Origin of the sequence: Vibrio sp. 99K-1, assembly GCF_013114585.1 — a bacterium.
In the GTDB taxonomy this organism is placed as follows: domain Bacteria; phylum Pseudomonadota; class Gammaproteobacteria; order Enterobacterales; family Vibrionaceae; genus Vibrio; species Vibrio chagasii_B.
Genome location: NZ_VTXF01000030.1, coordinates 58,764 through 71,607, shown reverse-complemented (window position 1 = coordinate 71,607; position 12,844 = coordinate 58,764). Strand labels below are relative to the sequence as shown.

11 protein-coding genes and 2 pseudogenes are annotated in these 12,844 nt (G+C 40.3%); 6 read left to right on the top strand and 7 right to left on the bottom strand.

The genetic code is table 11. From position 1 onward, the window contains the following. Positions 1-128: 128 nt before the first annotated feature. The 4 genes from traL to F0228_RS20840 all read right to left on the bottom strand — a co-directional run bounded on the left by traL (position 129) and on the right by F0228_RS20840 (position 1,697). Positions 129-431 carry a type IV conjugative transfer system protein TraL gene (traL, locus tag F0228_RS20855; RefSeq protein ID WP_048661540.1) on the bottom strand — a complete coding sequence of 101 codons (303 nt, stop codon included), beginning with the start codon at positions 429-431 and terminating at the stop codon, positions 129-131. A gap of 9 nt (positions 432-440) precedes the next feature. Continuing rightward, positions 441-728: a type IV conjugative transfer system pilin TraA gene (gene traA, locus F0228_RS20850; protein WP_048661539.1), complete on the bottom strand. Its 288-nt coding sequence runs from the start codon at positions 726-728 to the stop codon at positions 441-443. A gap of 78 nt (positions 729-806) precedes the next feature. Further along, positions 807-1,172 (bottom strand): hypothetical protein, encoded by a 366-nt coding sequence (locus tag F0228_RS20845; protein WP_048661538.1) that lies wholly within the window; start codon positions 1,170-1,172, stop codon positions 807-809. Between the two features lie 345 nt (positions 1,173-1,517). Then, positions 1,518-1,697, bottom strand: a complete 180-nt coding sequence (locus F0228_RS20840) for a TraY domain-containing protein (protein ID WP_048661537.1) — start codon at positions 1,695-1,697, stop codon at positions 1,518-1,520. 792 nt (positions 1,698-2,489) lie between these two features. On the opposite strand from F0228_RS20840, the gene F0228_RS20835 reads away from it, so the two are divergent. Then, positions 2,490-3,323: a hypothetical protein gene (locus F0228_RS20835; protein ID WP_171750913.1), complete on the top strand. Its 834-nt coding sequence runs from the start codon at positions 2,490-2,492 to the stop codon at positions 3,321-3,323. A gap of 712 nt (positions 3,324-4,035) precedes the next feature. Continuing rightward, on the top strand, positions 4,036-5,166 hold the full coding sequence (locus tag F0228_RS20830) for a hypothetical protein (protein ID WP_253820317.1): 1,131 nt from the start codon (positions 4,036-4,038) through the stop codon (positions 5,164-5,166). Positions 5,167-5,184: 18 nt separating this feature from the next. Here the strand turns inward: F0228_RS20830 and F0228_RS20825 are convergent. After that, a pseudogene (locus F0228_RS20825) lies at positions 5,185-5,828 on the bottom strand (IS5 family transposase); the annotation flags it as partial. 309 nt (positions 5,829-6,137) lie between these two features. Here F0228_RS20825 and F0228_RS20820 point away from each other — a divergent pair. The 4 genes from F0228_RS20820 to F0228_RS20805 all read left to right on the top strand — a co-directional run bounded on the left by F0228_RS20820 (position 6,138) and on the right by F0228_RS20805 (position 9,872). After that, complete coding sequence (locus F0228_RS20820; RefSeq protein WP_171762720.1) at positions 6,138-8,192, top strand: hypothetical protein; 2,055 nt, start codon at positions 6,138-6,140, stop codon at positions 8,190-8,192. A 401-nt stretch (positions 8,193-8,593) separates the two neighbouring features. Next, positions 8,594-9,328, top strand: coding sequence for a hypothetical protein (locus tag F0228_RS20815; protein WP_171750915.1), 735 nt, complete (start codon positions 8,594-8,596; stop codon positions 9,326-9,328). A gap of 11 nt (positions 9,329-9,339) precedes the next feature. Beyond that, complete coding sequence (locus F0228_RS20810; RefSeq protein WP_246859878.1) at positions 9,340-9,570, top strand: type II toxin-antitoxin system RelE/ParE family toxin; 231 nt, start codon at positions 9,340-9,342, stop codon at positions 9,568-9,570. Next, complete coding sequence (locus tag F0228_RS20805; RefSeq protein ID WP_048659320.1) at positions 9,570-9,872, top strand: HigA family addiction module antitoxin; 303 nt, start codon at positions 9,570-9,572, stop codon at positions 9,870-9,872. The genes F0228_RS20810 and F0228_RS20805 overlap by 1 nt, the downstream gene beginning before the upstream one ends. Before the next feature lie 625 nt (positions 9,873-10,497). Here F0228_RS20805 and F0228_RS20800 read toward each other — a convergent pair. Together F0228_RS20800 and F0228_RS20795 are read right to left on the bottom strand one after the other, a co-directional pair. After that, positions 10,498-11,217, bottom strand: coding sequence for an endonuclease (locus tag F0228_RS20800; RefSeq protein ID WP_171750916.1), 720 nt, complete (start codon positions 11,215-11,217; stop codon positions 10,498-10,500). Between the two features lie 188 nt (positions 11,218-11,405). Continuing rightward, positions 11,406-11,934: pseudogene (locus F0228_RS20795) on the bottom strand (IS6 family transposase); the annotation flags it as partial. Between the last annotated feature and the right edge of the window lie 910 nt (positions 11,935-12,844).

Here is a 12,844-nt window from a genome sequence, read left to right as displayed (position 1 = left end):
CAGATGTGTATAAGAGACAGGGTTAGTGATAAGCATGAAAAGAAAGCCTGCACTCAAAAAAAGATTGAGGAGACTTTTGACGGCCAGCTTATCCCGTTTAACAAACGGGTCCATGATGAAGGGTCTCCTTAGAAAATCCAATAGCGACGACAGGCTGAGGGGGTACGCTTAAAGAGGGCGGGGCTGACAAAAGAAGCGCCCCACCAATAAAGTGACAGGGTAACTATATTATCGCCGTATTGTGATTTGATGTAACGCAACCCCCCAAACCAAGCCAGCGATAACGTCAGCCCTATCATTTCGTGTTTAAGCCAGAATGAGAGGCCAAAAATGCAGAGGGCAGGCACGAGTTCATCAACAGGGAACCCGAGCCAGCGGCGACCTTTGTTCATGTGTTTTGGGATAGAGAAAAACTGATGAGGGTCTTCCATTGTGACTCCTTAACCTAAGCCGACGAGTGGCGCTCCAACATTCCACAAGACTGAGCCACCAATGAACCCGCCAACGGCCGCAAACCAGTTACGGCTCATCAGTCCAGTGACGACCGCCCCTGCAAGCCCAGTCCCCAGCATGGCGGTTTCAACCGCAGAGCCTTTGCCCGCCGTGTCTTTCATGGCTTGCTTACCTGACGCGAAGATATCGGCAGCCAGAGCAGGCTGAGTGATAAGAAGTGTCGAAACAGCAACGCCAAGCCCGACAAGGAGGGTGCGCTGGGTGCGTGTTTTCATAATAAGTATCCTTATTGAGTGATAAAATTATCAAGTACATGGTCAGGATGGAGGGAAAGGGGGCTCCCTCCCACATCCTTAAGAAAACATCGAAGACTTCGCGTACTTCAAACCACGATTACGGCTCACATGTTGCTTCCAATTTTGAGCGCTAATGATGGTGTTCTTAAGCTTCCGATAACGTTTTTTACAAGCATTATTTGAAGTTGGGAGAGTGAGACGATTAACTGACTGAGCTTGTTTTTGAACCGCGACCAAATGAACACCCTTCCAACAGAAAGGAAATGCAAGGTGCCCAGTAAAAGGCAACAAAGCGGCAAACGCCATGTGTTCACGCCCAACCGTTCCCAGTTCTTTGACGCTGACAAAATCCCCTTGTTCAACAAAGTGGCCTAATAAACTCGCGGCCTCATCTTCACGACAATATCCGTAGATAATTTGCATCGTCCACACTCCTTGTTAGGGCATTGTTTTGTTCTTTTAAAAAAAACAAAACGATGGGCTCTCTTTCAAGAGCCGTGCTACAAACTGGCTTGAGCATTCTTGTAGTAGAAGGCGCACATCCAAAGGATGTGGTGTCTGGTATTCCCAAGTAACTCTATTTCACCACTCAACCAGCATGCTTAATTGAGTAGAAAAACAGCCTTGGACGTCGCCCCAGAGAGGGCTCCTGAATTTGTTAGGCATATTACGCAGGCCTGCGCCCCTCTGCGGCGCTTTTTGCAATAGTGAAGGCAGCCCACCTTCGAGGCCATCTGAGGTAATAATCCCAGACGGCAATCTGATTCGTTACAGCGACCAATTAGGAAAACGTTTGAGGTGATCTTCTAATCGAAGTTTCCCTTCGCGCTTTTTGGCCCGCTCTGCTCTTTTCGCCGAGAGCGTTAACGTTTTATTCGCCTTTGATGAAAGATTAAAAGCGATACCGACTTCCTTGTTCTCAACCATACATTCTGATTTAAAATTCATACAAAAGTCTTCCTAAATAGAAAAAACCGAAACGCTCTCGTTCAGACCGAAACATCAATGAGTCATGTAATCGCTCACTGGCGTCTAATTTTGTTGGGTTTGTGACTGACTTATCATTTCTTGAATTTAACATAATGTAAATAATACGCATAACAACAAACTATTGATTTTAATAGAAATTAAATGATATTTAACGTAGGGCTTGTTTAAATTTTATATAATTAATAGATTAATTATTTTAATTTCCACATCTCAATATGCTATAAATTTTTCTAAGGTTATTTTTATCTTTTTGTTATTTATGGATTTTTCATACCTGCGCATTATTTACATTATGTTAACAATTAACCATCAAGAGAGCATTTTGAGACTTCGAGATTGAAATCTCAGGTGACGACACGCTATAATTGCCTGAGGTCTATAAGGTTAAAACACACAACATTGCTCATTAACCTGTAGTGCCCAATGTTGTGTGTTTTTTCTAGGATTTAGAGTGTGTTAGAGGTGGTACTCTGACTATATAGCACTCGCAAAAAAGCCGTCTCCCCAATAGTAGACGGCTTTTTTGTGTCTAAAAAACCAGCGTTTGATTTCTTTTATCGGTTGAGATAGCGTGAAATTTCACCGTTTGGACGACCAATCCAAACACCCCAAAAAACTATTGGACCTCAAAATATGACCTTGACTCAGCCTTGGCGTGGGCTAAAGCCCAAACAACACATTCTCAATAACACCGCTTGTTTATCCCTCGGGATGAAGTGCTGTGTGTTTTAAACGTGGACGGTGAATGTTATGAAGACGCCTGGACACGACTCCTCCCCTCCCCCGTTCGATAAATCGAGTTACGATGCGGAGTATCGCCGTAAGCGTAAGGCTCGGAAACTGGATTTGATCGAATTGTATCAACGTGTCGTTGAAGAAGAGAACGCACGAAACCCTAAGACGCCTTTTGAGATCGGATTTAAGTCTCGCCGGTTGCTCCGAAGCGGTAAGATAGAAACCCTACCGCCAGAATACGCGCGGATCTTAAAAGGGTGTGAAGAATTTATTACCAACCCCAATCGTTTCCCGTCACTCAATGCATGGGGCGGTGAAGCGGTGAATAATGTGCAGTGTCGCACCTTAATTGCGAAAGTATTAGCGTGCATTCTGCCGAACACAGACCTCATTGGAGGGCGCATCGGTTTGCCCACTGAAGCGGGATTGAAAACCATCAGCTACGATCAACTTCAAGAAGATTATGCGTTGCGCTTTGGGGAGTTTATTTCGCCGAAGTCCTTTGCGAAAGCGGTGAAGTATCTAAAGCGTGCCAGCTATTTTCACAGTGAGCGGATCAATGTGTGTGTCGACCAAGACGAAGGGACGATACGCAGCGCACCTGCATACAAACAGTTTACCCCTCGCTTCTTTAATGACTTAAAAGTCGTGCGTTACGCCAACATCAGCGAATTGATCCTCGCGACACGGAAGCGTCAGACAAAGAAAGGACTGAGCTTTCAGTGGCTATCTTTCCGTAAGATCGCATCAGGGATACAAGAGATCTTCAATGCGTCAACATTAAACACGTACGCTCAATCAACCTCAGCCTTCTTTAGTGAGTATCAACCCGACCTAGCCCCTAATTAAAGGGATATTTTTGTCTCCGCGAAAGCGGAGGGATCAGCACGTCTGAACCTTATCCTACCCTGCTTTATATCTCATTTTTCTTGTTTTAATCACCGGGTTGTTTCGGGTTAACTTGCACGCTTGACCTTATTCGGAAAGAATTTTTCTATTCACGGTTTTTCATGAGAAAAGCAGTGCAATAAAAGGAGGATAAAAAAAACGGCTAAAATTGTGATCAATAAGGGGCTGCGCTTATGAACACTACGTATGAAGATAAATAGTTAAATGAATAAAAAAATAAATAATTAAGGACAAGCTAAAAACGACGCGGAAACTTTCTTTTGTCATACGACAGGCACCTTCTTCGATTTAACGCTAAGTCATGTGGCCCCCTTTCATCATCTCCTCACTTAACGTTCACCTTCATCCGGATGGTATGGCCTAGTAGGGCTAGGGGTTTTAATGTTGTCTATATGGCAGCATAAAAAGAGCAGTATGGCGCTGTGAGAGACTTTCCTTCTTAATTTAATAAAATGGTCACGGTTCTTATTCAGCAGATTAAGCTTACTGTTTTACAAAATGAATAGGCCCCTGAAAGTTAAGGTTAGCGTTTCGATTTATCTGCGTCAGAGGGTAATTCAAGCTCAGGGAACATAAATTATTATTAGTTCAATGCGTTTCTATTCTTACACTGTTAGCCTGAATACCTTATGGGTTACTAGAAGAGAAAAGGATGGATATGACACTCCCTATTTTTCACTCAAACAACGTTCCACATTCTCAGTCGGATTATTTATCTAAGCTCTGGAGGAAGATAGAAAAAAATGAACGGCGTAATCAAAAGGCTGAGCTCAAGGTCAATCAGCTTTTTTCTGAATACAAAGATAAACTGGCTCCCTATGATAAAAAGCTCGACCATCTTCACTGTGTCTGGGTTAAGCACTTGATGTCATTTTTGACCTCAAAAAAACTCAAAACCAATATCCGCAATCGCTTGATGCAAGCGATTGAACAGGAGTTAATGGACTTGCTTGATCGCCCTTTTATCAATGATAGAGACAAAGTCGAGGCGTTATGCGAAGAGTATGAAACCTATCATAATAAAGTATTTCAGAAAGAGAAACAGCAAGCGCTCAATGCAGCTTGTCGAGAATTTGAAAACGGCATGAAGGAGATGTTCGGCGCTGATATTGATTTACCCCACAAAAAAATCCGTGAAATCCTGGCTTCTGGTGATCCATTCGCTATTGAAGCTTTTATCAGTACCTTATGGGCCTCTTTTGTTGAACATAATAACGACTCGTTTTCACCACGGGCCCAAAATGAGGACGATTGGGACAATTTTGAATTCGATTATTTTGAGAGTGAAGACGACGACGCGCTTAACATCAAAGAAATGTTCCGAGGTACTCAACTCAACAAAATGTACAAACGCATTGCGAGTGTTATCCATCCAGATAAAGAGTCTGACCCGTTAAAGAAAGAAGAGAAACATCGTTTAATGCAGAAACTGGCGGTGGCCAAACGAGAGAATGATGTGATGACCTTAGTCCGAATGCTGACAGAATATGTCCCCGACTCTGATTACCTTCTTGATGAAGCAACTCTTATGAGAATGGGTCATTTGCTCGAAATGAAGCTCCGAGATTTAAATCAGGCTCACCGTAACATCTTTAATCAACAAGGATTTAAGTCTCAAGTCTGGAGACAGTTCTCAGCACCAAGCAAGAAGAAGACGCAAGCCAAAATGGAAAAGTATCTTGAAATGATTGATGATTCGATAGGTTCAATGGAAAAAAGAATAAGAAAAATCAACAGTATCAATCAATTAAACAAATATTTGAGATCTCTTGCTTTTTATTAAGCCAGTTTAAAAAAAGCTTGGAATAAGCGCAACGGCTCCCTTAATCTTAATAGCAGCGTGACACGCTCTCGTGTCGTAAGCGCCATCACCAGACACCTCAAGGATACTTCGGCGTGTTTGGTTCAGTAAGTTCGGGAGTACTTCTCCATCTGTAACCGTTGATAAACTTAGCTCGGCAGCAATGATCTGATGAGTGCTTGTATCGACGGCAATATGCAGCTTTCGCCAGACTCTACGCTTGCCATCCGTCCCGTATTTTTTGACTTTTCATTCACCTTCGCCATAAACCTTAAGACCAGTAGCATCAATGGCTAGGTGCTGTATCGCTCCTCTCGTTTTAGTCCTAAATGAGACCTCAACTTGCTTGGCTCTACGACTGATGCAGGTGTAATGCGGACAACTTAACGGTACATGGGCTAACCTAAATATCGAGTCGATAAATCCTTGCAGCGCTCTCAGTGGCATAGAAAAAACTCGTTTCACCATAAGTGCTGTCGTTATAGCTAAATCACTGAACCGACGCGGCCTCCTGCGCTTATTTTGTTTGCTTTCCGCCTACCCGCTTATTGCCTCTTCATCAATCCAAAAGGTCAGAGACCACGGTTAATGAGTGATTGGTTGTATTGCTTCCAGTTGGTTGTTTTGTAACGAGGTTTAAGCATAGAGCTACGAGAAAGAGTGAACGTAGCTGATCAGAGCGTAGGTTCTGGATTTAGTTCCATTGAATTACGCAACAAAGCCCTGTTCTAGCTGCATTTTCACCCGCAAGCTCTTTCTCACTTAACTCAGAGTTCAAAACTATTGGTGTGGCTCATGATTTTCCCTTGAATTAGTAAAGATGATAATTTTTCAATATAAATAAAACATAAATTATTTAAATGTTCTTATTGATTGATTGAAATAGTCTATTGTCAGTTTTACCAATTTTTTAATTCCATCAAAATTCATATTTTATACGGGGGGAGTGGACAATGAAGTTTAAAATAAGCACTATTGGACTATCAATCGGAGCGGTATTATTTGCCAATAGTGCTAACTCTTTCAATTTTCGTTTGGATGAGGGGGAAGCATGTAAAACTACAACTCTTGAAAAAGAGGTTGATGATTTTCAAGAGGACATCTCACCGATATCAGAAAAAGAAACTCCCATTGGCCAAAAGATTACTAATGAAGAAATTGGTGAGGTTATACCAGAATTTGAAACCGGAGCAATGGAGTTGGCAGAGAAAATTGGTGGAGCTATTGCCGTTGTAAGTGGTGGATTAGAATTGCTTGACGGCATAGAAAATAAAAATGCTGATGAAATCACTGGTGGTGCCGTTCTTTTGGGCCCCTACATAGCCCCGGAAATTGCAGGGGAAGTTATCGGCTCAATTTTCTCCGAGTCAATTGCGGAAGCTATAAACCCAGTTATAGGTGTTCTCATCGCTGAAGGGATTGCAATTTATGGTGATATAAAAATGGCTGGGGTCATCAACAAGATGGAAGAGTCCGATCGCACTTTGATGGGTGTTTACTCAAAAGCAATTGATAAAACAGACGCATCACTACTAAAGCTTAAAAAAATAATCAGAGGTGATAATGATGAGATTTATAATTATGAATATAAACATTTTGGAGAATTAACAGTTGAATTATATAAAAACAGTTTCCACAAATTAGCATATAGATTGATTAATGATAATTACTCTAATAGAGTAGATAAATATTTCAAAGATAACACAGTATCCACCCCAATAACCACTCAATTCGTTTCCAATGAATTACCAGTAACTATTAGCCACCTAATCGGATTAAATGAAAATTTAAAATACTGGTATTCAACCTCATTGACAGGGAAGAAATACATAAGCAGTTTCGGATATGTCCCATTAAATAATGCAAATTTCCATCCATCATATGAAGGCACAAACAGCATCCGATTTTCAAAATCGATAAAAAATGTTGCAGTACCAAATATGCGTTGGTTGAATGATGTATTTTTCCCAGTTTTAGAGAGGACAGTAGATGTAATATATGACAATAGCGATCATCTTGTTGTTGAATTCAAAGATATGCTTACAGATACAAAATTTATCCATAGTCTTCAGGAATCAATGATAGCTCCATATAATAATGTTCTAAAAAAATACTATTCTTGGTTATATTTTGGGCATCATCTTTTGAAAAACCTTGATTATTCAGAGGTAAAAATCGAAGAAGGTTTTCTTATTTTTATATCGATATTTATGCCAATTGAAAGCTCAATAATTCAAGGATCTGTCATGAATGATATTAAATCCAAAATTGATGTTGCTCCATTTGTTTTTGCCATAACAAAGTCACTAATTAGCCAAGGCGTCGATGTGACTGATGAGACCAAGTTTACAAAATTAATTAATGATGCATATTCGAAAATTGGAGAGGAACATTCCACCCTTAAAAACAAAATTATGAGTTCTTATCATGCAGCTAAAGACCTGGTTAATACTAAATTAGTAGATAAATCAGAAATTTCATTAAAGCCAATCAGTCAAGAAAAATTAAATTCGCTTATTAAGAAAATCGATAAACATGTGGCTGATGGAAGCCTAAAGAAAAAGGTAGATGTTGCATTAAATGATGCTGTTTCATTAATGAGCCTACAAGGTGGTGATAACTATGAGACATCATTACGATTCATTGATTATGCTCAAATGACTAGCTCTATTCAAAATAATTACTTTAACGTTGTGGGCGCATTAATCGATAATTACGTGAAGAAACTACAAAAGTTAAGTGATTGGGAAAATGAAGCCGCTGCTGTAATCTTGAGCGATTTACGTGACGACCTGGTTGCACTAAATAAAAACAGTAAACTCGTAAACTACTCTTCTCAAGAAGTACATAAATATTCAAGCGGAAACTTTGATTGGCTAGCGTTTAACTCAACTCCTTTTTTAGATGAAGATAATAATAAAATAATTAAGTACCTTGATGACACTATCAATTTATGGGTTCCTGTGTCTCAAACAGGACCACTCATGCGCCTGCATCACGCCAATTAGGTCGAATATTGTGATGGGAGCAGGGAAAAAGTATCTTAGATAAAGTTTTAAAAATGATTTTTTGAGTTGATTAACTAAAAATCAAGACTATAGGAAGAGGCACTAGTTTAATTAAATCAAAGGATAATCCATTTTGATGTCTAACGTTCGAGCGACCCAAGGTTAAGAGCAAGCGTATTTCTCTTGCGTAACGTTATCCAGACAACATTGTAAATACTAATGTGGTTATTAAAGGTGCAGTGCTAAACAGGTAGAAGTGTGGCGAGAGATTTGAAGTCCAATAATCCGAACGGTGAATATCCGCTTTTGTAGTTTCTGATGTTATTGAGGGGAATTACAATGGGTTGGCTTCTCCTTTCCCCGGATTACCATAGACCAATTACTCCTTGAAGAGGTGAATCATGATGGGAAGAAAATATAAAATTAAATATCTTATAAATACATTTTTGATATTGCTACTCTCTTCAATTTCATTTAGCTCGATGTCTGGGAGTCTTGAAATTGATGTAACTAAAATAAATCCAAGTGAATTAGACTCGATCAGGCCGAAAATAATAATTCAAAATGGGGAGGCAAGGCTTTCAAAAGTCGGTTTCTCTACTGAAAAGTTAGTTTTAGATAAACCCTTGGAACATTCAGAAGCTAGGAAAAAGCTATATGAGAATGTAAAAAGTATGCTTGAAAAGAACAAAAATATTTTAGCTGATATTGAGGAAGGTAAAATACCATTTCCAAATGAAAGTACTAAAAGTAGCGTAACAGAGGCATTGCAGTTCAATGACGGTTTTTTAAAAAGTGCCTCTGATACCTTGGGCTCAGATGTAATAGATTCTAATAAATTATACTTTTCAACTTCATATAAAGGTGAAAATGTAGTGATTAGTGAGGTTAAGGATTGGACTTCATTAGAAGAAAGGGGCATATCTCAAGTGATGTCAGACCCCGATAACATTGTTAACACTAGGCTTAATAGACCGGGAGCGGTTAAAAGAGCGAGTGTTGAAAATGGTAGGGAGATAATTCGAGATTTAAAGAAAGGCGGAGGTGAAATAAAGAAGGTTACTGCTTTTACGATCTCGGATGTTCTTGAGACTAATTATCGAAGGATGGGTTTTTCAACACCTAACTGCTTTTAGTTAGGCCTTATATGGCGCAAGAGGTCGCTAAAGCCAAACATATCAAAAAGCTAAGGTTACAGTTAGCTGTAATCAATACCGCAATTGTTATCGCTGATATCAATAAACGTGGCTGGAGACTACATCAGCTAAACCCAAAGAAAGATGATGTTTGGGCTATTGATGTTAACGGCAACTGGCGCGTTACGTTTCAGTTTAGAAATGGAAACGCTTTTATACTCGACTATAGGGACTACCACTAATGATTATGCACAACCCTCCACATCCGGGCGAACTAATCCACGATGTGTACCTTGAACCGTTTAACCTTAGTTCTAGAGCCGTAGCCAAGAACTTGGGTGTAAGCCCATCTACTTTCAACCGCATCGTGAAAGGCCAAAGCTCTATTAGCCCTGAGATGGCACTAAAGCTACAGGTTGTACTGGGCGGAACTCCTGAGAGTTGGTTAGCGATGCAACACCAGTATGATTTATGGAAAGCAAAGCAGACTACTAACCTCAAGGCCGTTAAAACTATAGATTTTGACCAGTTAGCTTTGGCTTAGTCAGATTAGCAAGAGATCATTGGGCTCTGAGCTGCGCTAGAGAAGATATTGCAGAGGCTCGTAGAGTCATAAACATTTGTTTAATCCTAACCATTCCCCCTAATGATCGCTCCAGTCAGACTGGACACTTAGCTAAGCGACATTTTGCTTTTCAAAGTGTTCTTCAACCAAGTTAAGCCTCTTTTCATACTTTTGGTTATTCATTGCTGCAATGATTAATTTTTGAGTTTCCGCTTCATTCAAAGTGACCGTCCATAAAGGTATAAAAGTTTGAACACTAAATTAATCAAAGATATTCAGTACAGCCACTTTAAATCCATAAGCTTTAGCGACGCTCAAACTCTCTACCCTCAAAAAACACTTTCGGTTAAAAACAGGGCAAAGTGATTGATGTTAATGAACAGTAAATTATGCGCCAGCTACACGCTAACAATAACCAAAGACTACTCGCTAACGCTTCCAAGCTCTAAATGTGAGGACTCTATGCCGTCCTACGAGCTACGCCCTACCTGCACAGCAGTAACAAAAAGAAAATACTTCGCACTTCCTTTTCCTTACCACTCGGTATTTTTTGATAACGTTAGATACGATTCGACAACTAAACCTTGGCATCATGTCGTGAAGATTAATGGCAGCGTTTTTTTAAGATAGTATTCACATTACCTTGAATAAGTTCGATACGATCAGCTCGTTTACATTCCCAGGTACTCACAGGAAATTGCTTATCCCATGCCATCATTAACTGACGTTGCTGCTTACTCATATTGTAACGAGCGTAAGTCTCTTCCATATACAAGTACGTTCGAGCAATACGACCACGAGCGCTCATCGGCGGCTCAACTTTACGCTCACTAATTTTCATCGCGCACAATCCGAAGTCAGACTGTTCGTTCGGTAGCATCGTAAAATTGTAATTGCTGCGCATCGCATTAACCGAACCAATTGCAGGAAACAAATTATACAAATCAGATTGCATCAGTCTGTATTCTTGATTCGCTTTGTTCGCGCAGCGTCGTCCTTTATAAGCCTGCCCTTTGCTATTGACGCATAACTCATCCCCTTCACGCCATTCAATAAATGTTCGGCCAAAGTTTTCGGCTGGGACGACATGTTCCCACTCCACTTTTTTTGCTCGCTTCTCGTATTTATCCGACTTAAAACCAGGAGGGGGAGTGATGAATTTTTGACCATCAAAGCTGGCATTACAATACAATGTTTTTCGATGATCGAAATAAACACTCTGTTCTAACTGCTTTTTAGCCGTACTGAATGATTCAATATGGTTATTTCCTGCAAAGACATAAAGTGGAAATAACAACACTGTAGTAACAAAAGCTCTCTTCATACTGACTTCCTACCTTCCAAATTTATAATTTGACTCGGGCTTGAGGGGGTTCCCACCGCTCCCCCCCCTTCACGAGACAACAAATACCCGCCATGATCGGGCTTTTTTAACAATTGTATGGCTTGACGATAAGTGGTGCGCATCACGCGCCAATCATTACCATCGAGCCGATAACCATCAGGGTTGTCGAGCTGTCCATTTTTAATCATCGACCACAGCTCCACACCAGCGAGTGTGGCTGTTGCACCTTCATTTGATTTCCATCCCAGGCACTGATGCATCTTACCTTTCACTTTCCGATGGATCTGCTCGACAATGTTGTTCAGATACTTAACTTGAAGCACTTCAATCAGGTTAAGCATCTTCCCTGTCAGCCAGAGTTGAACATTGATGTTATGCAGCGCTAACGCGTTGGCACCACTCTTATCGATAACCACTTTTTCTGGTAATCCATTATAGCCGAGCCTTGGTAAAGAAGGCGCGAGCCGCTTTCTCATCACGGCGATTACAGAGTAAAAAATCAATGACATGGCCGTACTTATCAACCGCTCGAGAGTAATATTTCCACTAACCTTTGACGTTAATGTACGTCTCGTCCATTCGCCACGAAGAAGCGACAGGCTTCTTTATTTTACGAGCCTGGTACTCAAACAAGGGGGCATATTTAATGACCCAACGGTTCAAGGTTGAGTGGTCAACATTGATTCCGCGCTCTGCTATCGCGTAATCATTTAACCTTACTGGTGCGCTTTCTTGCTTATCGGCTTTAAAACTTTCATAACTGACGACTGTTTCCACATACCAATACCTGTTAAAGCAAGTGCTGGTATTAGACACCATAGCGTAGCTGTAATATATGCTTCATAGCTTCCTAAGGGTGAATAGAAGGCCGCACCAACAAATAGCGCTAACGCTATGTGTACCCATCTCATAACTATTCTTATGTTCTTACCATTCATGACGCTTTCCTTCTGATGTTATTGTAAGTTCCATGATAAAGCTGCTTTATCTATAGTTCTTATAATTGCGACATACGGTGTTTACAGAGCGTGAGTTGCTCTACCTTAAGATAAATGGGGAAAAATTTGTACAAGTGCAAATATCTATAATCAAACACTTAATGGGCAGATCCAAGCGATTCTGTCGTATCGTGACTACCAAGCGACTTTGCTCAATTATTAAAAACCAAAAGTACGGGGAATCGCTAGGTTTAGATACCCAAGAACAAGGACTTACCTTCCTTCAATCTAACCATTAAGCTTTCTTCATATCAGAGGTAAGGCTATTGATAAAAAAGCGAGCATGAAACCAAATAATTAACACCCTACCCCGAAAATATGACTCTGATAACGAAATACTGCCATTGATAAACCATTGTTGATAACAGACAAACCGTTAGATTAACGCTTCCAGTTCGTTATTTTTTGGTCACTGACACCCAACTCTTTGCCGACTGAGCTATTGTTCGGTAGGGAAGTTCAGGTTCAGATAGACGATCCGCATCTTTATGAACCTCTTCGGTTTACGCTGGATTTTATTTTATATTTAAATAATATATTAATTATAAAATTATATTATTTAATTAAAGTGTCACTCACCACTCAAAGCAAGGCCATTAACGTACTGT

Excerpts from the sequence above, each read along its gene's own strand:
- traL (WP_048661540.1), bottom strand. The coding sequence starts at position 431 with ATGGAAGACCCTCATCAGTTTTTCTCTATCCCAAAACACATGAACAAA.
- traA (WP_048661539.1), bottom strand. The coding sequence starts at position 728 with ATGAAAACACGCACCCAGCGCACCCTCCTTGTCGGGCTTGGCGTTGCT.
- F0228_RS20845 (WP_048661538.1), bottom strand. The coding sequence starts at position 1,172 with ATGCAAATTATCTACGGATATTGTCGTGAAGATGAGGCCGCGAGTTTA.
- F0228_RS20840 (WP_048661537.1), bottom strand. The coding sequence starts at position 1,697 with ATGAATTTTAAATCAGAATGTATGGTTGAGAACAAGGAAGTCGGTATC.
- F0228_RS20835 (WP_171750913.1), top strand. The coding sequence starts at position 2,490 with ATGAAGACGCCTGGACACGACTCCTCCCCTCCCCCGTTCGATAAATCG.
- F0228_RS20830 (WP_253820317.1), top strand. The coding sequence starts at position 4,036 with ATGGATATGACACTCCCTATTTTTCACTCAAACAACGTTCCACATTCT.
- F0228_RS20820 (WP_171762720.1), top strand. The coding sequence starts at position 6,138 with ATGAAGTTTAAAATAAGCACTATTGGACTATCAATCGGAGCGGTATTA.
- F0228_RS20815 (WP_171750915.1), top strand. The coding sequence starts at position 8,594 with ATGATGGGAAGAAAATATAAAATTAAATATCTTATAAATACATTTTTG.
- F0228_RS20810 (WP_246859878.1), top strand. The coding sequence starts at position 9,340 with ATGGCGCAAGAGGTCGCTAAAGCCAAACATATCAAAAAGCTAAGGTTA.
- F0228_RS20805 (WP_048659320.1), top strand. The coding sequence starts at position 9,570 with ATGATTATGCACAACCCTCCACATCCGGGCGAACTAATCCACGATGTG.
- F0228_RS20800 (WP_171750916.1), bottom strand. The coding sequence starts at position 11,217 with ATGAAGAGAGCTTTTGTTACTACAGTGTTGTTATTTCCACTTTATGTC.